18 protein-coding genes and 1 pseudogene are annotated in these 24,018 nt (G+C 68.3%); 16 read left to right on the top strand and 3 right to left on the bottom strand.

What is annotated here, in order from left to right; translation table 11 throughout:
• Positions 1 to 36 precede the first annotated feature (36 nt).
• The gene (locus ASF39_RS11665; protein ID WP_056284051.1) at positions 37 to 1,254 is read right to left on the bottom strand and encodes a phosphopentomutase; all 1,218 of its coding nucleotides are present in this window, start codon (positions 1,252 to 1,254) and stop codon (positions 37 to 39) included.
• Between the two features lie 15 nt (positions 1,255 to 1,269).
• Positions 1,270 to 2,898, bottom strand: coding sequence for an ABC transporter ATP-binding protein (locus ASF39_RS11660; protein WP_056284049.1), 1,629 nt, complete (start codon positions 2,896 to 2,898; stop codon positions 1,270 to 1,272).
• 154 nt (positions 2,899 to 3,052) lie between these two features.
• Here ASF39_RS11660 and ASF39_RS11655 point away from each other — a divergent pair, with 154 nt between their 5' ends.
• The 12 genes from ASF39_RS11655 to ASF39_RS22550 all read left to right on the top strand — a co-directional run bounded on the left by ASF39_RS11655 (position 3,053) and on the right by ASF39_RS22550 (position 15,157).
• Complete coding sequence (locus ASF39_RS11655; protein WP_244472395.1) at positions 3,053 to 3,943, top strand: transglycosylase SLT domain-containing protein; 891 nt, start codon at positions 3,053 to 3,055, stop codon at positions 3,941 to 3,943.
• A 235-nt stretch (positions 3,944 to 4,178) separates the two neighbouring features.
• Positions 4,179 to 5,222 carry a hypothetical protein gene (locus ASF39_RS11650; RefSeq protein WP_210168671.1) on the top strand — a complete coding sequence of 348 codons (1,044 nt, stop codon included), beginning with the start codon at positions 4,179 to 4,181 and terminating at the stop codon, positions 5,220 to 5,222.
• A gap of 35 nt (positions 5,223 to 5,257) precedes the next feature.
• Complete coding sequence (locus ASF39_RS11645) at positions 5,258 to 6,097, top strand: class I SAM-dependent methyltransferase (RefSeq protein WP_082494524.1); 840 nt, start codon at positions 5,258 to 5,260, stop codon at positions 6,095 to 6,097.
• 69 nt (positions 6,098 to 6,166) lie between these two features.
• Positions 6,167 to 7,576: a glycosyltransferase gene (locus ASF39_RS11640; protein ID WP_056284040.1), complete on the top strand. Its 1,410-nt coding sequence runs from the start codon at positions 6,167 to 6,169 to the stop codon at positions 7,574 to 7,576.
• A 34-nt stretch (positions 7,577 to 7,610) separates the two neighbouring features.
• Positions 7,611 to 8,735 carry a class I SAM-dependent methyltransferase gene (locus ASF39_RS11635; RefSeq protein ID WP_156399141.1) on the top strand — a complete coding sequence of 375 codons (1,125 nt, stop codon included), beginning with the start codon at positions 7,611 to 7,613 and terminating at the stop codon, positions 8,733 to 8,735.
• Positions 8,735 to 9,622, top strand: coding sequence for a class I SAM-dependent methyltransferase (locus tag ASF39_RS11630; RefSeq protein ID WP_056284035.1), 888 nt, complete (start codon positions 8,735 to 8,737; stop codon positions 9,620 to 9,622). Before ASF39_RS11635 ends, ASF39_RS11630 begins: the two co-directional genes overlap by 1 nt.
• 148 nt (positions 9,623 to 9,770) lie before the next feature.
• Complete coding sequence (locus ASF39_RS11625; RefSeq protein WP_056284033.1) at positions 9,771 to 11,210, top strand: RluA family pseudouridine synthase; 1,440 nt, start codon at positions 9,771 to 9,773, stop codon at positions 11,208 to 11,210.
• Positions 11,211 to 11,332: 122 nt separating this feature from the next.
• Positions 11,333 to 11,716 carry a hypothetical protein gene (locus tag ASF39_RS11620; RefSeq protein WP_244472382.1) on the top strand — a complete coding sequence of 128 codons (384 nt, stop codon included), beginning with the start codon at positions 11,333 to 11,335 and terminating at the stop codon, positions 11,714 to 11,716.
• 31 nt (positions 11,717 to 11,747) lie between these two features.
• The gene (locus tag ASF39_RS11615; protein ID WP_056284029.1) at positions 11,748 to 12,410 is read left to right on the top strand and encodes an HAD-IA family hydrolase; all 663 of its coding nucleotides are present in this window, start codon (positions 11,748 to 11,750) and stop codon (positions 12,408 to 12,410) included.
• 49 nt (positions 12,411 to 12,459) lie between these two features.
• Complete coding sequence (locus ASF39_RS11610) at positions 12,460 to 13,254, top strand: ATP12 family protein (protein ID WP_056284024.1); 795 nt, start codon at positions 12,460 to 12,462, stop codon at positions 13,252 to 13,254.
• 138 nt (positions 13,255 to 13,392) lie between these two features.
• Positions 13,393 to 14,925, top strand: coding sequence for an acyl-CoA carboxylase subunit beta (locus ASF39_RS11605; RefSeq protein WP_056284022.1), 1,533 nt, complete (start codon positions 13,393 to 13,395; stop codon positions 14,923 to 14,925).
• A 103-nt stretch (positions 14,926 to 15,028) separates the two neighbouring features.
• Entirely contained in the window at positions 15,029 to 15,157 is a 129-nt protein-coding gene (locus tag ASF39_RS22550) for a hypothetical protein (RefSeq protein WP_274533829.1), read from the top strand.
• 4 nt (positions 15,158 to 15,161) lie between these two features.
• Here the strand turns inward: ASF39_RS22550 and ASF39_RS11600 are convergent, their stop codons facing one another.
• Positions 15,162 to 16,157, bottom strand: coding sequence for a right-handed parallel beta-helix repeat-containing protein (locus ASF39_RS11600; protein WP_162240595.1), 996 nt, complete (start codon positions 16,155 to 16,157; stop codon positions 15,162 to 15,164).
• A 300-nt stretch (positions 16,158 to 16,457) separates the two neighbouring features.
• Between ASF39_RS11600 and ASF39_RS11595 the strand changes: the two genes are divergently transcribed.
• The 4 genes and pseudogenes from ASF39_RS11595 (at position 16,458) to ASF39_RS11585 (ending at position 24,016) form a co-directional block, all read left to right on the top strand.
• Entirely contained in the window at positions 16,458 to 20,507 is a 4,050-nt protein-coding gene (locus ASF39_RS11595) for a PAS domain S-box protein (protein WP_056284014.1), read from the top strand.
• Between the two features lie 36 nt (positions 20,508 to 20,543).
• A pseudogene (locus ASF39_RS21890) lies at positions 20,544 to 20,712 on the top strand (IS630 family transposase); the annotation flags it as partial.
• Between the two features lie 662 nt (positions 20,713 to 21,374).
• Positions 21,375 to 22,790, top strand: a complete 1,416-nt coding sequence (locus ASF39_RS11590; RefSeq protein WP_055885521.1) for an HlyD family secretion protein — start codon at positions 21,375 to 21,377, stop codon at positions 22,788 to 22,790.
• Positions 22,787 to 24,016: a hypothetical protein gene (locus tag ASF39_RS11585; RefSeq protein ID WP_244472381.1), complete on the top strand. Its 1,230-nt coding sequence runs from the start codon at positions 22,787 to 22,789 to the stop codon at positions 24,014 to 24,016. Before ASF39_RS11590 ends, ASF39_RS11585 begins: the two co-directional genes overlap by 4 nt.
• The last annotated feature ends 2 nt before the right edge of the window (positions 24,017 to 24,018 follow it).

The following is a 24,018-nucleotide window of genomic DNA, read 5'->3' as shown; positions in this document are numbered from 1 at the left end:
CCACCGTCATCCCGGCGGTTTCACGTGAAACAATTCCTACCAGGCGTACCCGGCCGGCAGCGGCGGCAGGCCGAGGTGGCGGGCGACGGTGGCGCCGATATCGGCCAGGGTCTCGCGTCGCCCGATCGGGCCGGGGGGCACGTCCGGGCCGAAGGCCAGGATCGGGACCTGCTCGCGGGTGTGCTCTGTGCCCGCCCAGGTCGGGTCGTTGCCGTGATCGGCGGTGACGATGCACAGGTCGCCGGCGCCCAGCACGTCCAGGATCTCGGGGACCCGCGCATCGAAGGCCTCTAGTGCCGCGGCATAGCCCGGCACGTCGCGCCGGTGGCCGTAGTCGGTGTCGAAATCGACGAGGTTGAGGAAGACGAGGCCGCCCTCGGTCAGGGCGTCGAAGGCGGCCAGTGCCGCGTCGAGCCCGGCCTCGTTGCCGGCGGCCTTGACCTCGCGGCCGGTGCCGCGATGGGCGAAGATGTCGCCGATCTTGCCGATGCTGACCACGCCGCGCCCGGCCGCGGTGAGACGGTCGAGGAGAGTCTCCTCGGGGGGCGGCGTCGCGTAGTCCTTGCGGTTGGCCGTGCGGCGGAAGCCGGCCTCCGGCGTGCCGGTGAAGGGCCGGGCGATGACCCGCCCGATCCGGTAGGGGTCGCAGAGGTCGCGGGCCAGGCGGCAGAGACCGTGCAGCCGCTCCAGTCCGAAACTCTCCTCGTGGGCGGCGATCTGGAAGACGCTGTCGGCGGAGGTGTAGCAGATCGGCCGGCCGGTGCGGACGTGCTCGGCCCCGAAGCTGTCGATGGCCGCGATCCCCGAGGCATGGCAGTCGCCGAGGATGCCCGGCAGCCGGCCGGCGGCGACGAGGGCGCGGGTCAACTCGGGCGGGAAGGCCGGTCTCGCGTCCGGGAAGTAGCCCCAGGGCTTCTGCATCGGCAGGCCGGCGATCTCCCAATGGCCCGAGGGGGTGTCCTTGCCGGCCGCGATCTCGACGGCATGGCCGTAGGCGCCGGTAATGGGGCCTTCCGGCGCCAGCCCCGGCGGGATCGCCCCGGTGGCGCCCTGAGCGGCGAGGCCGAGGCCGAGCGAGGCCAGGTGCGGCAGGCGCAAAGGGCCCGTGCGCAGGCCCGGCCGGTCGCCCCGTCCGCCCGCGCAGGCCTCGGCGATATGGCCCAGCGTGTCGGAACCGGCGTCGCCGTAGGCGGCGGCATCGGGTGCGCCGCCGATGCCGACGGAATCGAGGACGATGAGGAAGGCGCGGGCCATGACGGTCTCGTCCTGTCAGGCCGGAACCGGGTCGTCGACGGTCTCGGTCTCGAGGTCGAAGGCGGCGGCGAACAGGGCCCGGGTGTAGGCGGTCTGCGGATCGGCGAAGATCGCCTCGGCGCTCCCCTCCTCGACCACGCGCCCGTTCTGCATGACGAGGACGTAGTTGGCGAGCGCGCGGACCACCTTGAGATCGTGGCTGATGAACAGGTAGGCGAGCTTGCGCTCGCGCTGGAGGTCGCGCAGCAGCGTGACGATCTGCGCCTGTACGGAGCGGTCGAGGGCGGAGGTCGGCTCGTCGAGCACGACGAAGCGGGGCTTGAGCACGATCGCCCGAGCGATGGCGATGCGCTGGCGCTGGCCGCCGGAGAATTCGTGCGGGTACCGGTCCATGGTCGCCGGATCGAGCCCGACCTCGGTCAGCGCCTGGGCGACGATGGCGGTGCGCTCGGTCCGCGAGCGCGCCTGCCCCTGCACCACCAGCCCCTCGCTGATGATGTCGGCCACGGTCATGCGCGGCGACAGCGAGCCGTAGGGGTCCTGGAAGACCACCTGCATGTCCTTGCGCAGCGGCCGCATCGCGGACACGCTCAGATCCTCGATCGCTCGACCGAGGAAGACGATCGGCCCCTCGCTGGCGGTGAGCCGCAGCAGCGCCAGGCCGAGCGTGGTCTTGCCCGAGCCCGATTCCCCCACCACGCCCACCGTCTCGCCCTCGCGCACGGCGATGGAGACGCCGTCAACGGCCCTGACGTATCCGGTGGTCCGCCGCAGCAGGCCCTGGCGGATCGGAAACCACACCTTCATCGGCCCGGCCGCCAGGACGACGGGCGCAGCCGTGGGCACCGGGTTGGCCCGGCCCGTCGGCTCGGAGGCGATCAGGCGGCGGGTGTAGGCGTGCTGCGGGTCCGCGAAGATGCCGGCCACCGGGCCGGCCTCGACGATGCGCCCGGCCAGCATGACGCAGACGTCGTCGGCGATGCGTTTCACGATGCCCAGGTCGTGGGTGATGAACAGCATCGCCATGCCGAGCCGCTTCTGGAGGTCGGCGAGCAGGGTGAGGATCTGGGCCTGGACCGTGACGTCGAGGGCGGTCGTCGGCTCGTCGGCCACCAGGAGGTCGGGCTCGCAGGCGAGCGCCATGGCGATCATCACACGCTGGCGCTGGCCGCCCGACAGTTCGTGCGGATAGGCCCCGAGCCGGCTCTCCGCATCGCGCAGGCCCACGAGACCGAGGAGGTCGAGGATGCGCGCCCGCGCCGCCTTGCCGGAGAGACCGCGATGCACCTCCAGCACCTCGCCGATCTGGCGCTGGATGGTGTGGAGCGGGTTGAGCGAGGTCATCGGCTCCTGGAACACCATCGTGATGTCGGCGCCGCGGACCTTGCGCAGGTCGCGCTCGGGCAGGGTCAGGAGGTCGCGGCCCTTGAACAGGATGCGCCCCGAGGGGTGGACCGCGCTGCCGTCGAGCAGCCGCAGGATCGACAGCGCCGTGACCGACTTGCCCGACCCCGATTCCCCCACCAGCGCCAGGGTCTCGCCGGCGCGGATCGTGAAACCGATCCGGTCGACCGCCAGGGTCTCGCGCTCGCGCGAGCGGAAGGCGACCGACAGGTCCTGGACGGAAAGCAGGGGGTCGGTCATCGGCACCGGCGGTGGAGGGAACGGGAAGGCGAGGGCTTATAGCGCGCCCGCGCTCGCTCCGCGATGCGTGCCCTCGCGATTGATCGCCACCCCGATCGCGCTACAACGCGGCGTGATCAGACCCTTCGCCCTCCCCAGCGCACCCGCCGCGGTGTTGGCCGCCCTCGTCCTGGGGATCGGGTCGAGCCAGGGCGCCCGTGCCGAGGCCGGCGGCGAGACCGTGGAACAGGCGCTGTGCCGGCTGATCGAGGGTGCGGCCCGGAGCCATGCCCTGCCGGTCCCGTTCCTCACCCGGCTGATCTGGCGGGAGAGCAGCTTTCGCGTCACCGCGGTCAGCCCCGTCGGCGCGCAGGGGGTGGCGCAGTTCATGCCGGGCACGGCGCGCGAGCGCGGCCTGACCGATCCGTTCGACCCGGAACAGGCGATCCCGCACGCGGCCCATCTCCTGGCCGACCTGAACCGGCAGTTCGGCAACCTCGGCCTGGCGGCGGCGGCCTACAACGGCGGGCCGGGGCGGGTCTCGGCCTGGCTCGCCGGCACCGGCGGCCTGCCGGCCGAGACCCGCGGTTACGTGCTGGCGATCACCGGCGCCCCCGCCGAGGATTGGCGCGGCGCGGCCGCGTCGACGCCGGCAGACCCCTCCGAGGCGAAGGACGCGACCGCTCCGAATGCCGGCACCGTGACACCGGACAAGACCGTGACACCGGACAAGACCTGCCTGCAGGTCACCGCCGACCTGCGCATCGCCCGGCGCGGCGACCGCTTCGCCCTGGGCGGCACCGAAGGCCCGGCCGCCCCCTGGGGCATCCAGCTCGCCGGCAATTTTTCCAAATCCCTGGCCCTGGCGAGTTTCTCGCGGGCGCGGTCCCGCTACGCCGGGGTGATCGGCGAGGTCCGCCCGATGATCATCGGCACCCGCCTGCGCAACCGCGGCACCCGCGCCTTCTACCGCATCCGCATCCCCGCCGAGAGCCGGGCCGCGGCCGATGCCCTGTGCACCCGGATCAGAGGCGTGGGCGGCGCCTGCCTCGTCCTGCGGACGTGACCGGTCCGAGAAAACGTATGGACCTCTCGCCACGCCATCGAGACTCCCGCTCGAAACCATGGCGCTCCTTTCGCCCAGCCGCTCGGGTCAAGCCCGCGCTCCCGGCGCGAGGCGGACGTCGCCCGGGATCCGGCGTGCCGCAGGCGGACATTCGACGAGACCGCCTGCGTTTGCGCCTGTGGCTCACTCTGTGTAAACGCAGGCGTTCATAATCATGACCTACGGGCGAGCCACAATGGGACTGTCACTATCGACGTCGCATCGAACCTTCTTGGCGGCATGGTTCGGCTGTCTAGCCATCGTATCCGCATCGCGGGCGGAAGCCACGGATTATGGAATCAACTTCAGTTTCTTGAACGTCGTGGCTGAAAACGTCGCTCTCTGCTCGACCAGCAAAAATGCGACCATCAAGGACGCCGCGTTTCTGCCGAAGTACGACCAGCCTGAAATCCGCACGCAAGTTCAAGCTCAGCTCGAAACGATGCGCAAATCCGGGTTTTCGACGGTGAGAACGATCGTTTTCTTCGGACCACAAGCGAAGGTCCAAAAGAACTGGTTCGATGTCGTCAACGGCGCCGCCGCCGGGGCCGCGATCGCGAATTACGCCACGGATGTGAAGCGCGCCGGCTTCAAGAGCCTGACGATTGCACTCGGTCCGCAGGGTACGATCCATCCCGCCTGTCGTCGAACGGCGTGGGGGGATTGTTACGACCAGTCCCTGTTGCCGACCGTCGTGAAGTTCGTCGAGGACTCGCAACGCCAGATCAAAGTCGACGACACGTTCAAGGTCAATTTCGACCTCTTCAACGAGGGCTGCACGCCGGCCGATTTCTCGCCTGAACTCAAAGACGTGTACGCGAATTTCACCGCCAGCCTCGTCAAGCAGGCTCGTCCCGACATACCCTCGACCGTGTCTTGCCCCGTCAATCGTTTCACGAAGAGTGTGAAAAGCATCGACAGCGTCTTTTCCGCAGGCGGCAAGAAGCCGGCATTCTACGATGTCCACATCTACGATCGCGGCAAACCGTTCGACGCGGCGACGCTCGACAGCATCGCAGCGGAAGTGAAGCAACGTCGCGCCCAACTCGTCGTGGGCGAATTGAGCTTCGGAAGCCGGCAGTTCACCGACATGATGGTGGCTGAATTCTCGAAGGCGGGCGTGGCACCGTCCAGTCTGGTCTTCTGGCCGCTCCGCGGTGGTGCCTCGATCTGTCAAGTCGACGTGGCGCCTCCGTATGCTCTGAAGGACGCGATGGGGAAGCAAGACCAGCCGCACTGATCGTCAAGACAAGACCGGCATGGAGCAGGCACGAAATGCAAACACCGATTTCAAATCCGTATACGCTCGATGTCACGTTTCGGTCGTTCGGTGAATGGCAGACCTGGCTCGCTGAAAACAAGTTCGCCGGTGATGCCTCGCACGCCAGAGCGATCGGCCAGCGGGTCTTGGCGAACGGCTTCGTCGAGCCGTTGACCGACAGGAAGGTGCTGTCACACGAAATCGAGGGCAGCATCGAAAACTTGAGGGAAAACCTTGTCTTCGACGGGGTCAACTCGAGACAACGCGCGGTGATGTATTGCCTCGACGAGCAGCTTCGCACGCGCTCGATCATGGTGAAGATCTACTCACCGGAAGCCGTGACGAAACTCGCGCTGCGTCTCAGAGGGCGCTATCCGATGTTCTACGGGTCGGAGTTCACGACGAACGAGCAGACCCGCAAGACGATGTTTCCGATACCGCAGGAAGACCTCACCGGCCTGTCGTTCCCGTCGGCGACGTTCGACTTCGTCATGACCAACGAAGTGCTGGAACACGTCCCCAGCCTGGATGAGGCGCTCGGCGAAATGGCGCGCGTGCTCGTCCCCGGGGGCATGCACATCGGCACCCACCCGTTCCTCTTCATGCGGGAGGAGGGTGAACGCAAGGCGAAGCTGCTGGCCGACGGCGAGATCGAGTACATCACCAAGCCGGAGTATCACGGCGACCCGTTCAATTCCGGCGGCTCGCTCGTCTTCGAACTGCCCGGGTGGGATATTTTGGAGCGCGCCAAGAAAGCCGGCTTCAAGGACGCGTATTTCCGCTTCATGGCCTCCGAGCAATACGCCTATCTATCGGACAACACCGGAATTTTTGTTTTGTACTGCGTCAATTGACCGGCGCATGTTTCCGGCTTCGTCCTTTCCTCGATAGAAACGTTGAGATGTTCGGCATGGGGGTGGTCAATGGGTAGTCCGATTTTCATCGTTTCCTACAACAGACCTCAATATCTGAGGCAGACGCTCGAGGGTTTGCGGGCGTCCGTCGACCTTTCGTCCGATCCGGGACGGGATGTGTGGTTGTTTCAGGATGCGGCCTACAGCAGCTACTACGATGTCGTTAAGACCGACCCCAAGTTGATCGACGAGTGCGTGGAAATCTTTCACCGCATCTTTCCGCAGGGAAAGATGCGTCGTTCGTCGAGCAATCTCGGTATCGCGCTGAACATCGATGCCGCGGAGCAATGCGCCTTCGTGGAGCACGACAACGAGGCGGCGATCTTCTTCGAGGACGACCTCGTTCCAAGCCCAAGATACATCGAGATCCTCGATCGCCTCATCGAGCAGGCGCTCGGCGACGAGCGCATCGGCATGGTCTCCGCCTACGGATCCAATGTCGTCGTGACGGTGGAGGCGCAGGAGCGGTCGAAAACCGCCCTGGGCAGAATGCACCACAACTGGGGGTTTGGCCTGACGCGACGGCATTGGAGGGAGCGAAACGAACTCGTGCGTCCCTACATTGATGCCATCAGTCTCGTCGATTACTCGGACCGCCCGTATCTTCCGATCTACAAATTGTGGCTTTCGCGCGGTTACGGACCACTGCCGTCGAATCAAGATCTTTTCAAGAATGTCGCTACGAACGAGCTCGGTCGGGTTCGAATTTCGACGGCAACCGTCAACGCGAAATATATCGGAGAAGAGGGTGAGCACTATACACCCGATCTCTATAACTCGATCGGCTTCGATAAGACCGAAATATTCGACTATAAAAACGATGCCGTCGAACTCGATCAGCTTTCTGCCGAAAAGTATGAAAAGTTCCTCGAGATCGACCGCAATGCGCTGACCTCTCGCAAAATGCCGCCTCTGACCTTGATCCAGAGTGGGCTTCATCTCGATTTGGATTGGGCCAAGCTGCCCTGTGCCGAAAAAAGCGGTGTCAAAGTCTTTTTTCCAGTCGGGGCAATGCCTGGCATGTGGATGAAGTCGAAGGTCAGTATTCCGTTTGAAGGCAAAGGCATCACCCGGATCGAGATCGTGGCCGACATTCCCAAAGGGGAGATCTCGAGTTTCAATCAGGTCTCGACCTCGTTCCCAGGCGGTGAGACGATTCCGCACGACCTCACGATCAACGAAGCTCAAACGATGATCACGATCACGATGACGGTACCCGAGCCTCCGTCAGAACGGTTCGCCGTCGACATCACGACCCTGCCGACGTTGTCTCCGTTCATGAAGGGCACGGGTGCCGACCGCCGTCAGTTGGTCTGGAAATTGAGGACGATGACGGTCGAGGCCGGGTCCGGCACGGCCACGTTCGCGAACAAGGACCTGGCCGACTTGTTGAGTGGAACCGAGGCGGCGATCGGTTGATCCATCCGTGTCGATCGGCGAGGAGTGTCGCATCGTGACAGCAGGTTCCGCCGATCCGAAATCCCAAACCGTGGGGAATGCAACCGTGGAAAACGACGCTCACGCCGGCACCGTTCAAGAGAAGATCGTGACGTCGCTGTTTTCGATTTTCATGGGGCGTGCCCCCGGCCCGAACGAGATGACTGCGATCACACGGCTGATCGTCGATCTCGATTCTCTCCCCGCCGTCCTCGAGCGTTTCGCGAACACCGACGAGTTCAAGAATCGCAAGTCGCCCGCCGCGCAGCAGAAAAGTACCGTGCCCATCTTCGCTCCGGCCGGGCACTTCTATTCGCCGGTCGTCGACCCGACGACGTTGACGTCGACGATCACCCCGTCACGCCAGCGTCGCGAGCCTGAAACGCTCGTCGGGCTCGATCTCGACATCGCCAAGATGACACAATTCTGGCGGGACGACCTTCTGCCGTATGCCAAAGACATTCCGTTCGCCGACGAACCGGACGGTCACCATCGCTATCACTACAAGAACCCGGCGTTCTCCTACGGCGATGGGACGGTTCTCTACGCGCTCCTTCGGCGCTTCAAGCCGAAACGGGTCATCGAGGTCGGATCCGGCTATTCGTCGGCGTGCTTGCTCGACGCCTCCTCGGGACCGGGTGGGTTTCCGTGCGAGATCACGTTCATCGAGCCGCATCCGACCCTTCTCAAATCGTTGATCCGCGAGGACGATATCCAGCGCGTGACCATTCTCGAACAGGGGATCCAGTCAGTCCCGCTCAGCTGTTTCGAGACTCTCGAAGAGGGTGATTTTCTCTTCATCGACAGCACGCACGTCTTGAAGACAGGTTCCGATGTCGCGTTCGAATTGGCAGAGGTGCTTCCTCTGATCAAGCCGGGCGTCTTCATCCATTTTCACGACATCTTCTACCCGTTCGAATACAGTCACAGCTGGGCGGTTGCCGAGAATCGGTCGTGGAATGAGATCTATGGTCTGCGCGCGTTTCTGGCCTTCAACAAAGAATTCGAAGTTGTCTTCTTCAACGATATGTTTCTTCAGCTTCGCGTCGACGTCATCAAGGCGGATTGCCCGAGCTTCCTGAAGAACTCCGGCGGCTCGATCTGGCTGCGCCGCCGCGGCGTGTCGGATGGGACGAGGTGATGGGGACCAAGGAGTTCCGGCTCTCGGGCCCCATCGCGGAGGACCTGGGCGGCGGCGGCGAGCGGTTCGTGCCGCGAGGTAGCGTCGACGACACGGCGTTGGAACATCTGCACCGCTACCTCGCCTGCAGCGATCTGGTGCGGGGAAAGCGGGTTCTCGACGTGGCGTGCGGCGAGGGCTACGGCACCGCCCTGCTGGCCCAATCCGGCGCCTCCGAGATGTTCGGGGTCGATGTCTCTCCCCAGGTCGTCGACCATGCCGTCCGGACCCACGGTCAATGGGCGACGTTCTCGGTGGGCGATGCGCTGAACCTGCCGGTCGGCGACGGCAGTGTCGACGTGGTCGTCTCGTTCGAGACGATCGAGCATCTCCGCGACCAGCGGCTTTTCGTCAGCGAGGTCGATCGGGTCCTGGCGCGGGACGGGATCTTCATTTGCTCCACGCCGAACCGGGACGTGTATTCCTACGCCAGAGGCGGTGTACCCAACCCGTTTCATATCGAGGAAATGAACCTCGATCAGTTTCGAGCGATGCTGGCGAAGCATTTTCCGACGATCGCGTTCTTCGGCCAGGAGATCATCTACGGGTCCGCGATCTGGAGTTTGGAAGACGGCGCCTCCTCCGAGGCCGTCTCGTTTCTCTCCAACCCCTCTCTGTCGCGCGTCCGCAAGCAGGCCGGGCGTCCGCCGACCTATCACATCGCAGTCGCGGCGAAATCCGCTGAGGCGGCTGGCATCCCGCCGTCGACCCTGAGCGTCGACGTCTTGACGAATCCCGTCTCCGCTCTGCTCGGCGGCATCGCCGAGAGGGACAGTGAAATCCTGCGCCTGCGGACCGAACTCGCCAGACGCCCGCCCGCGCCGATGGGCGATGGCGTGTCGCCATAGGGTTCGGGTCGGCCGATCGAGGATGGCCGGGCACCGTGGGAGGCCCCTCCCGGTGCGACCGACACCGGTCGACCGGACGACGGCGATTGCTTGGGTCGCGCGGCGGGTTTGATTTGTCGCGGCGCCGGGCGGATGCTAGCAGCGGGCGATGACCACTCGACCACCCTCACGCGGCGGCGCCGGGCGCAAAGGTGCCGGCGGCAAGGATGCCAGCGGTAGGGGCGCGGGCCCCGGCCGTGCCGCCAAGCCGTTCCGCCCGGGCAAGCCCGGGCGTTCCGAGGCGTTCCGACGTCCCGACCGCGAGCGCACCGGCCCGCGCACCAGCGCCCTCGATGCTGCACAGCGCGCCGCCCAGGTCCGGGGCGACGAATCGGCCAAGCGTGCGCCTTGGCGCCCGGGCGATGCGCCCGATCCCGGCCCCGAGGCGGAGGCGCGCCCCGTCCGGGCGCCCCGCACCCGTGCGCCTCGCGCCGAGGCGGCCGAGATCGCCGATGCTCCGCGGCCGCGCCGTGCCGCTGCCACGGCGCAGGAGCCCGCCCCCGAGGGGCCGACCCGGCGCGAGCAGCGCGCCGCCGCCTCCGCCACCCTCGCCTCGGGGGTGCAGACCCTCGTGGTGGAGGAGGACGAGGCCGAGATGCGGATCGACCGCTTCCTCACCACGCGGTTCCCGCAGCTGCCCTTCACCCGCGTCCAGAGCATCGTGCGCAAGGGCGAACTGCGGGTCGACGGCAAGCGCGCCAAGCCCAACGACCGCCTCGCGCCGGGCATGAGCGTGCGCGTCCCGCCGCTCAAGCTCGATCCGGTGGCGGACCGCCCGCGCAGCCTCGCGCGGGACGCGAACGACGCCGACTTCATCCGCTCGCTGATCCTCTACGAGGATGCGGAGATGATGATCCTGAACAAGCCCTTCGGCCTCGCGGTCCAGGGCGGTTCGGGCACCGTGCGCCACGTCGACGGCCTGCTCGAGGCCCTGACCGGCAAGGACGGCCAGAAGCCGCGCCTCGTCCACCGCCTCGACAAGGATACCGCCGGCTGCCTCATCGTCGCCAAGACGCGGCTGGCCGCGGCGACGCTGGCCAAGAGCTTCCGCTCCCGCTCGGCCCGCAAGGTCTATTGGGCGCTCACCGCCGGCGTGCCGCGCGTCCACCAGGGCCGGATCTCGACCTATCTGGCCAAGGAGGAGCCGACCGACGCCGACGCGCGCATGCGGGTCGCCAGCCACGGCGACGAAGGGGCGGCCCATGCACTGACCTATTACGCCATGGTCGACAACGCCGCCCAGAAGCTCTCCTGGCTGTCCCTGAAGCCGGTGACCGGCCGGACACACCAGTTGCGCGCGCATGCGGCGCACATCGGCCACCCCATCGTCGGCGACCCGAAGTACTTCAGCATCGAGAACTGGGAATTGCCCGGCGGCATCCAGAACCGGCTGCACCTGCTCGCCCGCCGCATCGTGATCCCGCATCCGCGCACGGGAAAGCCGGTGGACGTGACCGCGCCCCTGCCGCCGCACATGGCGCAGAGCTGGAACCTGCTCGGGTTCGATGCGTCGCGCTACGACCCCATCGTCGAGGCACCCGAAGCCTGACCGGCGGGCCCGATGCCGCAGGGTGCCGGGAACATGCTTGGCAATCGCCGTGCATACCGTATCCTCGCGGCCGGCGGGTCGCAGACGTGGTCCCGCTTCGGCGGCCCTGTGGCGGAGTACCGATGCATCGACCGACGATCCCCCCCCGCGTGCGCCTCACGGGTGCGGCCCTTGCCGGCGGCATGCTGGTCGGTGCGCTGATGTTCGGGCAGGCCTCGGCGCAGACCCCGCCCGCCCAGCCTCCCGCCGTGACGCCGCCCGCGACCGTGCAGCGACCGGCCCAAGCCGCGCCGCCGGCGGCCGCGACGGCGCCCGTCCAGCGGCCCCTCCCCGGCGCGCGGCCGGAAAAGCGGCGGCGCAACTCCTACGCCAGCTGCAACCGGCAATCGCACAACCGCGGCCTGCGCGGCGGCGCCCGGCGGCGCTTCCTGGTGCGGTGCAAGCTCGGCTACGAGCGGCCGAGGGCCAATCCCGCCTCGCCGGCCGCACCGGCCCGGCAGCCGTGATGCGCGTCGCGGTCGATCGGCCCGACGCACCGTGAGGCTCGTGGTCTTCGATGTCGATGGAACCCTCGTCGACAGCCAGCATCTCATCGTTGCTGCTCAAGGCGTGGCCTTCGCCGAGCACGGGCTGGCGTGCCCCGAGCGGCGCGAGGCGCTCTCGGTGGTCGGCCTGTCGCTGCCGCAGGCGTTCCGCCGTCTCGTGGGCGAGGATGGGCCGATCGAGGGGTTGTCGGAGAGCTACAAGCGCGCCTTCAACGCGCTGCGGCTCGACCCGGACTACGAGGAGCCGCTGTTTCCCGGCATGGGCGACCTTCTCGCCAAGCTGCATGCGCGCAACGACGTGCGCCTGGGCATCGCCACCGGCAAGTCGCGCCGCGGCGTCGAGCATCTCATCGCCGCCAACGGCTGGGAGGGCTGGTTCGCCACCATCCAGACCGCCGACGACGCGCCCTCCAAACCCGACCCGGCCATGCTGCGCCAGGCGATGGACGAGGCCGGGGCGGTGCCTTCGACCACGATGATGATCGGCGACACCACCTACGACATGGCGATGGCGGTGAGCGCCGGCGCCGCCGCGATCGGCGTCGCCTGGGGCTATCACAGCCCCGGCGCGTTGTTCGGGGCGGGCGCGGTGACGGTGGTGGACCATGCCGGAGCCCTCGCCGACCTGTTCGGCGGCCCCCTGCCGCCCGCCTGAGGCACCTCGTGCTCCGTCGAAAATCCGGTTCCCCCAGATCTGGTCCTTCATGAACGACGACACCCTGTCCGACTGGCTCGGCGAGCCCGACCCGTCCGCCGCCCGCGATCCGCTGAAGGCGGTGCGCGAAGGGGGGCGTCCGGCCCTGCCCAAGCGCTTCTACGAACAGGCCGGATTCGCCGATGCCGGGGGCGGCTTTCGCCTCACCCTCGATGGGCGCTCCGCCAACACGCCCGCCAAGAACCCGCTGACGTTGCCGACACGCGCCCTGGCCGAAGCGGTGGCGGCGGAATGGCAGACGCAGGTCGCGGTGATCGACCCCGCACGGATGCCCCTTACCCGTCTCGCCAACACCGCTATCGACGGGGTCGCCCCCCGCCGCGAGGCGGTGGTGGCGGATCTGGCGTCTTATGCCGTGACCGACCTCGTCGCCTACCGGGCCGGCGAGCCCGAGCGCCTCGTGGCGATGCAGGCCGCCGCCTGGGACCCGGTGCTCGACTGGGCATACGAGGCGCTCGGCGCCCGCTTCATCCTGAGCGAGGGCGTGCGCCACGTCGACCAGCCCGAGCGGTCGATCCGCATTCTGGAGGAGGCGATCGCGGCGACCGAAGGACCGTTCCGACTCGCCGCCCTCCACACCATGACGACCCTCACCGGTTCGCTCCTGATCGCGCTCGCCGTCCTGCGCGGCCGCCTGAGCCCGGAGGAGGCGTGGGAGGCCGCCCATGTGGACGAGACCTACCAGGCGGCGGTCTGGGGGCCGGATGAGGAGGCGCAGGCTCGGATGACGATGCGCAAGGCGGAGTTCGAGGCGGCCGCCCTGACCGCGCAATACGCCGGCTGAGGGAGCCCGCAGCCCGTTTTCCACCGGAGCGACCCGTGCTAAGGCCGACCCAGGACCTTACCGCCAAGCCTGTACCGGCAAAGCCTGTACCGGCGCGAGTGAGGTCGTGACCGTTCCAGTGCTCGAGGCCAGACCACCATGAAGGACATTCTCGACCGGCTCGAGGAGCGGCGCGCCGAGGCACGCCTCGGCGGCGGCGAAAACCGCGTCGCGGCCCAGCACAAGCGCGGCAAGCTGACGGCGCGCGAGCGCATCGAACTCCTGCTCGACCACAGGTCGTTCGAGGAATTCGACATGTTCGTGCAGCACCGCTCCACCGATTTCGGGATGGAGAAGCAGAAGATCCCCGGCGACGGCGTCGTCACCGGCTGGGGCACCGTCAACGGCCGCACCGTCTTCCTGTTCTCGAAGGACTTCACGGTGTTCGGCGGCTCCCTATCCGAGACGCACGCGGCCAAGATCATCAAGGTCCAGGACATGGCGCTGAAGATGCGCGCCCCGATCATCGGCATCTTCGATGCCGGCGGCGCGCGCATCCAGGAAGGTGTGGCGGCGCTGGGCGGCTACGGCGAGGTGTTCAAGCGCAACGTCGCGGCCTCGGGCGTGATCCCGCAGATCTCGGTGATCATGGGCCCGTGCGCGGGCGGCGACGTCTATTCGCCGGCCATGACCGACTTCATCTTCATGGTGCGCGACACCAGCTACATGTTCGTGACCGGCCCCGACGTGGTGAAGACCGTCACCAACGAGGTCGTCACGGCGGAGGAGCTCGGCGGCGCCAAGGTCCATACGACGAAGTCGTCCATCGCCGACGGTTCGTTCGAGAACGACGTCGAGGCGATCCTGCAGATCCGCCGCCTCCTCGACTTCCTGCCCGCCAACAACGTCGACGGCGTGCCGGAGATCGAGAGCTTCGACGACCCCTTGCGCCTCGACAAGGGCCTCGACACCCTGATCCCCGACAACCCCAACACCCCCTACGACATGGGCGAGTTGATCCGGCGCGTCGCCGACGAGGGCGACTTCTTCGAGATCCAGGCGACCTACGCCCGCAACATCATCACCGGCTTCGGCCGCATCGAGGGCCGCACCGTCGGCTTCGTGGCCAACCAGCCGATGGTGCTGGCCGGCGTGCTCGACTCGGACGCATCGCGAAAAGCCGCCCGCTTCGTGCGCTTCTGCGACGCCTTCTCGATCCCGATCGTGACTTTCGTGGACGTGCCGGGCTTCCTGCCGGGCACCGCCCAGGAATACGGCGGCCTGATCAAGCACGGCGCCAAGCTGTTGTTCGCCTACAGCCAGGCCACCGTGCCGCTCGTCACCATCATCACCCGCAAGGCCTTCGGTGGCGCCTACGACGTGATGGCCTCCAAGCACGTCGGCGCCGACCTCAACTACGCCTGGCCGACCGCGCAGATCGCGGTGATGGGCGCCAAGGGCGCCGTCGAGATCATCTTCCGCAGCGAAATCGGCGACAGCGACAAGATCGCGGCGCGCACCTCCGAATACGAGGATCGTTTCCTGTCGCCGTTCGTGGCGGCCGAGCGCGGCTACATCGACGAGGTGATCATGCCCCATTCGACCCGCAAGCGCATCGCCCGGGCGCTGGGCATGCTGCGCACCAAGGCGATGGAGCAGCCCTGGAAGAAGCACGACAACATCCCGCTCTGATGCCAGAGCCGCTGCGCCGGCGTTTCGCGGCATCGCTTTTCCATGCCGAGGAATCGCCGCGGCATGTCATGATCGCGCCCTCGAACCACCGGAGGACACCGTCATGGCGCAGGAAAACAAGCGCGGCAGCCGCGAGGCCAAGAAGCCCAAGAAGGTCGTGACCAAGACGAACGCCGCAGCGCCCTCCACCAAGGACATGGTCAGCTCGGCGGTGAAGGCGGCCAAGAAGTAGGTCGCTACTCCACGCGATTGCCCTCGACGACGTTGCCGGTGGCATGGTCGTCGTCGTCGAGGCTGCTGCCGAACGGATATCCGGCATCGGCGTCGCAGTTCATGGTCCAGCCCCAGCCGCCGCGCGAGCCGACCTTGACGGGCTCGGAGCGCCACAGGCCGGTCTGGCGGAAGCTGTTGCCGGTGATGAGGTTGTCCGACGGCGTCTGGTGGCGGACCGTGCCGCCCTCGCCGCAGTTGCGGTAGAGGTGGATGCCGCCGCGAGCCCCGAGCACGAAGCGGTTGCCGGTGATGGTGTTGCGGGCCGAACCGTCGACCGCCACCATTTCACGGCCCGCCGAGACCGCGAAGGTGTTGTTCGTGATGGTGTTGCCGCCGCTCTCGGCGTCGAGATAGAGCGCCACCGCCGAGGAGGTGCCGTCCAGCGTCGAGCCCGACAGGGTCACGCCGGTGACGCCGGGCGCCAGATAGAGCGGAATCGCCCCGAGCGCGGTGAGGCGGGAATCGAGGATGCGGATCCGGCTCGGCGCCGCTCCCTGCGCCCGTTCGGTATGCCCGGGCCGGCGAGAGGATTGCCGCACAGCCTCGCCCTGGCCGTTGAGCCCCATGCCCCAGATCCGGACGTTGCCGAGGATCGTACAGTCGCGCAGGGTCACGTCCACCGGCCGCTCCCAGTGCGGCGAGCCGGGGGTCGGCTGGCGCGAGCGGATCTCCACGGCGAAATCGCTGAACGCCGGCGGGGGATCGGTCCGGCCGAGGGTCGCCCCGGCGCAATCGAGGGTCACGCCCGAGGCCGCACTCCCTTCGAGGAGGATCTTGCGCGCGATCCGGTCCCCGGGACGCAGGCGGATCGAGCAGGTGAGGGAAACCGTGTCGTCGTCCGGACCCGGCGGCGCCAGGAGCCGGGCCCTGGCCTCGGCGCCGCAGGGAGGCGAGGCCGTCGCCGGTGCGGTGAGCGAAACGGACACGACCAGGGCGGCCAGGAACGGGACTGCGATCATCGCCTGCACCTGCCCCCGTAATGCGGCGGAAGACCGGCTTTCGCCGCCAGCGGGCGATGGACGTTCCGGTTGATCACGTCGTGATGCGGACATGGGCTTCGCTCAGGCGCCGCGCGGGCTCGGTGATACCGTTCCCGCTCGATCCAAGCGGAAACCGTATCGCCGGGAGATCGTCACCCCCTCGGCCCGGTCGATCACGACGCGGTGTTCAGTCGGCGATGGCGATGATAGGGCTCGACCCGGACGGCTCGATGACATCGGCCGGAGGCCGACCAACCGTCGATAAGGACCGCAGTCGGAGTGTCCGATAAGCTCCCCATTGCTGCCATCGCGCTGCCGCGCCTGCGATTCTCCCGCGATCCGAGGATCGTCGGCACGGAACACGACCCGCTGTTCGAGGCCGTCTGCCAGGTCGCGAGATCCCTGTTCGACCTCCCCGTCGCCGCGGTCTCGCTGGTCGCGGCCGACCGGGTCCGGTTCGGGACGGTCTGCGGCCCGTCCCTCGACGGGGCTGGCAAGGACGACCCGTTTTCCCGTCATGCCATCGCGTCGGACGACGTCTTCGTGGTCGAGGATGCGAGCCGCGATCCGCGCTTCTCGCGGCTGAAGCTCGTCGCCGGGCCACCGGGCATTCGCTTCTACGCCGGCGCCGCGCTGACCCTGGAGTCCGGGCTGCGGGTCGGAACGCTCTGCGTCCTGGACGTGACGGCACGCACGTTCCGCGCCGATCGACGCCGCCGCCTCCGGGATCTGGCCGCGGTCGTCTCGGCGCACCTGCAAATCCATTCCCTGGGTCCGCATCCCGATCGGAACGCAAAGCCGCGGGATGCCGGAGAACCGCATGACCGGACATCCGACGCCAAGGCCGACGATGTCCTTCCGGTGGCGCGACGGTTCGGGGAAGTCGGGCACATCCGTCTCGAATGGCCGACCGGCGACCGGGCCTGGTCGGCCGAGGCGCGCCGGATCTACGGGTTCGGTCCGGACGAGGCCGCGCCGGGACTCGACCAGATGCTCCTGCGCCATCATCCCGACGACCGCGAGCGGGCGCGCGCCATCGTCGCCGCGGCGAGTGCCGCGAGAAGGGGCTTCCATTACGAGGCGCGGATCGTCGGGCCCTCCGGAGACATCCGATCCGTCGTGGTCGGTGCCACCTGCGAAACGGCCGTCGACCGGCCCGACGCCTTCGTCATCGTCACCGAGGACGTGACCGACCCGCCCGACTGCGAGGCGAGACGCGCGGTACGCGAAAGCCAGGCCCGGCTCATCGTCGAAGGCCTGACCGTCTGTGCGATCTCCCTGCTCGACCCCAATGGAATCGTGATCGACTGGCACGCCGGCGGCGAGCGCATCTTCGGCTACAAGCCGGAAGAGATCGTCGGCCGTCATCTGTCGCACCTGCGTCCCGACGACGACCGGGCCGACGCCTCGGCGAAGGCCATCGTCGCCGCGGCACGGGCGAGGGGCCGGGCGGAAGTCGAAGGCTGGCGCCAGCACAAGGACGGCACGCGCTTCTGGGCGAGCGACCTCCTCGAACCGCTGCGCGACGGCGCGGGCCGCCTCGTCGGGTTCGTCTGTCTCAGTCGCGACGTCACGAGCCGGAGACAGAGGGCCGAGGCGCTGCGGATCAGCGAGGCGCGCTATCGCCAGATGGCCGACAGCGCCAGCGACATGATCGTGCGGCTCGATCGCGAGGGCCGACGCACCTACGTCTCGCCCGCCTCCCGAGCCCTCATCGACTACGCCCCGGAAGAACTGATCGGCCTGAGCCCGCGCGACGGCATCCATCCCGACGACGTGCCGGCGTTCGATCGGATGATCGCGGGCCTCGTCTCCGGCGAGCGTGACCGGGCGGTGGCCGTGAGCCGGCTGCGCCACCGGGACGGGCGCTGGATCTGGGTCGAGGCCTCGCTGCAGATCCAGCGGGACGCCCGGGGCAGGCCGGACGGCTTCATCACTGCGGTCCGCGACACCTCGCAGCGTCGCCGGGCCGAGGAGGCCCTGCGCGAAAGCGAGGCCCGCTACCGCATCCTGGCCGACACCCTGCCGCAGATGGTCTGGATCATGGACCGCGACAGCCGCGACACAGTCTATGCCAACCGCCGCTTCGAGACCTACCACGGTCGGATCGGGACCACCTTCGTAGATCGGCTGGCCTGCTACCATCCCGACGACCGCGCGCCGATCGAGCGGGCCTGGAACGACGGGACGATCGCCTCGGACGGTCGATGGGAGGCCGACGTGCGCCTGGCCGGGGAGGACGGCGCTCATCGCTGGCACCGGCTGGTGATCGTTCCGATCATGCGCGACGGCGAGGTTGTGAACTGGCTGGGGACCGCCCTCGACATCCACGACGCGGTGACCGACCGCGACGCCCTGCGCCAATCGGCCGACCTGTTGCGGATTGCGCAGACGGCGGCCGGCGCGGGCACCTGGGACGTGGTGTTCGCCGACGGCGCTATCGCCGCGGTCATCCTGTCCCACGAGAGCGCGGCCATGCACGGGCTCGAGGGCGACGGGCCGGCGACGATGACCGCCGACACCTGGAGTGGGCTCGTCCACCCCCACGATGCCGACCTCGTGTGGGCCGCGGTGAGGCGCGCCGTGGAGACCGGCGAGAGCTACTCGGCCGAATTCCGCGTGCTGCTGCCCGATGGCGGCATCCGTTGGCTCCACGGGATCGGGAGCGCGTATGTCGATGCGCAGGGCCATCCCCTGCGCATGGTCGGCCTGAACTTCGACGTCGACCGGCGCAAGCACGCCGAGGCGGTGCTGATCGAGGCCGGCCATGCCGCCGAAGCGGCCCGCATCGAGGCGGAGGCGGCGAATGCCGCGAAGTCCGATTTCCTGGCGGCCATGAGCCACGAGATCCGGACCCCGCTCAACAGCATCATCGGCTACACCGAGATGCTGCTGGACGAGCCCGGGCAGGGCGCGCCGGACCGGATCAAGCTCGGCCGCATCCTCGGTTCGGGCCGCGCGCTGCTCACCATCGTCAACGACGTCCTCGATTTCTCGAAGATCGAGGCCGGCCGCGTCGAGCTCGAACCGGAGGCGTTCTCGCTGTCCGCGCTCGTGGCCGACACCATGGCGATGATCAGCGGCCTCGTGGCCGACAAACCCCTCACGTTGCGGACCGACATCGACCCGGACCTGCCACGGACACTGGTGGGAGACCAGAACCGCCTGCGCCAGGTGCTGTTGAACCTCCTCAACAACGCGGTGAAGTTCACTCACGCCGGCGAGGTGGCGCTCACCCTGCGCGGGGAGAGACGCAAGGCGGGCACGCTGCACCTGCGCTGCGAGGTCGGCGACACCGGCATCGGGGTTCCGCAGGACAGGCGCGACCGGCTGTTCCTGCGCTTCAGCCAGGTCGACGGCTCGATCTCGCGCCGCTTCGGAGGAACCGGACTCGGGCTCGCCATCAGCAGGAGCCTCGTCGAACTGATGGGCGGGCGGATCGGGATGGAGAGCCGGCCCGGGGGGGGCTCGACCTTCTGGTTCACGGTGGACCTCGCGATCGGCGCTTCGGTACCGGCGGCGGCCGATGTCGCGCCCCATCCGGCCGCAGCGCACCGCCCCGCCAGGATCCTGCTGGTGGAGGACGTGATGACGAACCAGGAGATCGCCATGGCGGTCCTGGCCGGTGCCGGGCACGAGGTCGACGTCGCCTGCGACGGCGCCGAGGCGGTCCATGCGGCCCAGCGCACCCTCTACGACGTCATCCTGATGGACGTGCAGATGCCGGTCATGGACGGCTTGGAGGCCACCGCCCGCATCCGCGCGATGGGTGGGCGCCGAGCGACCATCCCGATCCTGGCGCTGACCGCCAACGTGCTGCCCGATCAGGTGGCGGCGTTCAAGGCGGCGGGCATGGTCGACCACGTCGGCAAGCCGTTCCGAAGGGCGGAACTGCTCGCGGCCGTGGCCCGGTGGACCGCGTCCGAACAGGGCACGGCGGCCGGCCCCGCCGCGGTCGACCGTGCGACCTTCGACGAACTCAGGGACCTGCTCGGGGGCGAGAAGCTCGCCCGGATGCTGTGCGATCTCGACGGCGTCCTCAGGACCGGCTTCCTGCTCGAACCGACCACGCACCAAACCTTCGCCGACCCGGAGCGCGACCTGGCGGGGATCGCGCACAGGCTCATCTCCTCGGCGGGCATGCTGGGGTTCACGCCCCTGTCGGAGACCTGCCGGGCCTTCGAGCGCGCCAGCCGGGCCGGCACCCTGACACAGGGCGACATCGAGGAGGCGGCAGAGGCGAGCCGCCTGGCGCTGGCCGCGATGGCCGGCCTGCACCGCGACCTCGGCACCCCCGTCGCGGCGCAACCGGTGCGACAGGCGTCCTGACCACCACCGGCGACGGGCGACGCCTAAGTCGTCGCGGCGATCTGCCCGGAGAAGGGCAGGGGGCCGGTCTCGTCATACCCCGCTGCGACGCCTCGGCGATCAACGCGCACCGCGCCGAGATCGGCCGCAGCGTCGATCCCGCCGCCCACGCCGTGTCATCCTCGACGGAGCCGGCCGGCACAGCGCTCACGGCCTCGCCGTGCCCAGCAAAGTACGACCGAGCAAGGGGCATGCGCGCGGTCGAACCGAGACGGGCCGCCACGCAAAGGGCGTTGGACTGCACCGACGAAGGGTTTCACCCCAGAATTGAGTGTAAAATTGCAACGTTTTATTAACGGAACGGTTTTTGCTGCACCGCCGTTGTGAGCGGGTGTCGGCACGGCGCCGGCACGAAACGATGTCGTCCGTGGCTTCCGGTCCTGGGTAATGCGATGTCGTCGAGATCGGGATGGCATCGCGCGCTTTGGTAAAAGCGCAGCCTTACAACATGAACGCCGAATATTATGAGGTCGATGCGATTTTCAGACCGGGATCGCCTCTGGCAATATAAGTCAATATCGATCAATTATGCTCACTTCGTATAAATATAACCGGTTTGATTTTATCGAACACTTGTATTACCGTTAACGATCTGCACGACGTCGAGCGATTCGAAATCGCCATATCATCGGCAGAGCGCGAGGAAACACTACCGACGCGCGTGGCCCCGAACGACTTCAACCCTTGAAGCATCGGGACTGTCGCAACCCCGCCGGACTTCCGTTTCTTCTTGCAAGGGCCCTCCCCATGACCCCGAAATCCTCCACCTCCGCTTCGGCGGGGCCTCTTGTTGCGCCGCACAACGGGCACAACCGAAATCATACGCGGATGGTCCGCATCTCCGCCTATTCCGTCGCGACGGTGCTGGCGTTGCTGATGACGACGGCGACCTTGCCGCCGCTGTTGGCCGACCAGTCCGACCGGGCGGTGATCAACGCGCCGATCAGCCTCCTCACCGCGCCCATCGCCGGCGAGATGACCGAGATCGCCCCCGGCATCGGGCAACGGCTGGCGCCCGGCGAAACCGTGGCGCGCATCCACAACGCCCGTATCGACCGAACCACCCTGATCACCCTGGACGGCAAGGTCTCCGAACTGCGCGGCTCCCTTCTCGCTGCCCGGCAGAAGCGGGAATCCGACGAGGCCTACGTCGCGGCGCTGGATGCCGAGATCAAGCGGCAGGTCGAGCAGACCGTGGCCAAGCTCGAAGGCGAGGTGACGGAGGCCAGGGCCCGTGTCGGGGTGGCCAACGCCGAGGGTCAATCGACCAAGGCGGTGGTCGACCGCCAGCAGTCGATGGTCGACCGCAACGCCGCCAGCATCGATCTGGTGCGCCCCACCCAGTACAAGCTCGAGGCGGCCCGGTTCGACAAGGATGCCGAGAGCGCCAAGCTCGCTCAGAAGTCCGCCGAACTCGCCGCGGTGCGTAAGAACGTCTTCGTCGGCAACCAGTCCAACAGCCTCGCCGTCCTCACGCAGAAGCGGCGCGACCTCGCCTTCGACGCCCAGCGCCTGGCGATCGAGGAGACCCAGCTCACCTCCAGCCTGAAGACCCAGACGGCCCTGCTCGACGCGGAGCGCAAGCGCCTCGACAGCCTCACCGACGCGCAGTTGCGCGCGACGAACGGCGGCGTCGTCCTCAGCCTCGGCGCAGCGCAGGGGCGCCACGTCAATCCCGGCGATTCCGTCGCCACGCTGGTCGATTGCGAGCAGGCCTTCGCGGTGGGCATCTTCTCGTATCGTCAGGCGCAGGATCTCGCCGTCGGCACTCCGGTGACGATCTCGTCCGCCGGTTCGAGCGAGCCGCAGCCGGGCCGGGTGAGCGAGATCCTGCCAAAGACCAGCGACAAGACCGACCAGCAATACGCGGTGCCGTTCCCCCAGACCGAGCGGCGCGAGATGTACGTGCTCGTCAGCCTCGACCGTGCCGAGGGTGATGCATCCACCGATCGCCCGCGGCCGCAGGCCCGCACCAGTCCCTGCTCCGTCGGCCAGTGGGTGACGATCACCCGCGAGAACGGCTGGATCCCCTCGGCCTCGGTGGCGTGGAAAGCGGTGGCGTCGGGCTTCACCGGCCCGGAGGCGCAGGCCGGCTGGACGGCCGTCAGCACGAACGTCCGCGAGGTCGCCGTCACCATGTCCCACGGCATCCGCAGGGTCGCCGCCTGGATCTCGCCGGTGAGCGATGCGGATGCGGCCCGCGACGAAGGCCACGACGGTCGCCGGGCCGAGACTCTGCGGTGATCGTGCGGATCGCCGCCGTCGCCCTGATGCTGGCCGCCATGCCCGCGGCGGCCGGCCCGCGCCACCCGACCGCCACGCCGCTCTGCGCGGCGCTCGGCGCGGGCGTCGATGCGGCCGGCTCCGGCCCGGTGTTCGTCGCCAGCTACCGGCCGGGGGAGGGCGAGGCGGAGTTGCCGCTTCCCCTGCGCCAATCGGCCTTCACCTACGACAACGCGCTGGCGGCCATCGCCCTGGTGGCCTGCGGCGACGTCCCCCGCGCCCGGCGGATCGGCGACGCCCTCCTGCATGGGATGTCCCACGACCGCACCTTCTCGGACGGGCGAGTGCGCAACGCCTACCGCGCCGGCCCCGTCGGCGACGGACCGCCGCCGATGCCGGGCTGGTGGGACGCCAAGAAGAACCTCTGGGCCGAAGACGCCTACCAGGACGGCACCGCCACCGGCAACGTCGCCTGGGCCGCCCTGGCGCTGCTGACCCTCGACCAGGCCGCCCCCGACGGCAGCTACCGGGCCGGTGCGCGCCGGATGCTCGGCTGGATCGGCGAGCACACCCGCGACCGCCGCCCCCCGGAAGGGTTTTCGGGCGGGGTCGACGGGTTCGACCCGGTGCAGACGCCGCTCGCCTGGAAATCCACCGAGCACAACCTCGACGTCCACGCCGTCGCCGCCTGGCTCCACCGCCTCGACGGCCGGCCGGAGGACGCCGCCATGGCGAAGACCGCCCGCGGCTTCCTCGATGCGGCCTTCGTGGCCGATCCCGGCCTGTTCCGCCTCGGCACCGTGCCGGACGGCGCCCTGCAGCCCATCGCGCACACCGCGCTCGACACCCAGCTCTGGCCGCTGATCGGCGTTCTCGGGGCGCCCGCGTCCTGGCGGGCCGCCTACGCCTATGCCGAGGCCTACATGGGGGTGCCCGGCGGCTTCGACTTCAACGAGGATCGCGACGGACTCTGGATCGAGGGGACGGCGCAGGCGGCACTGACCCTGCGGGCGCTCGGCAGGGTGCCGGAGGCCATGCGGCTCCTCGACGGGCTGTCAGGGCAGGTCTCGCCATCCGGATACCTCTACGCCGCGAACGTGGCCCGCCTCACCACCGGTATCGCCATCGGCCCGGCGAGCAAGGAACCGGACTTCTTCTACTTCCGCCGGCCGCACCTCGGCGCGACCGCCTGGGCCGCGCTCGCCGCCACCGGCTGGAACCCCTTCACCGGCCGGACCGCGGAGTAGAC

The organism is Methylobacterium sp. Leaf108, assembly GCF_001423265.1.
In the GTDB taxonomy this organism is placed as follows: domain Bacteria; phylum Pseudomonadota; class Alphaproteobacteria; order Rhizobiales; family Beijerinckiaceae; genus Methylobacterium.
This window is presented reverse-complemented; position numbering and strand designations above follow the sequence as displayed.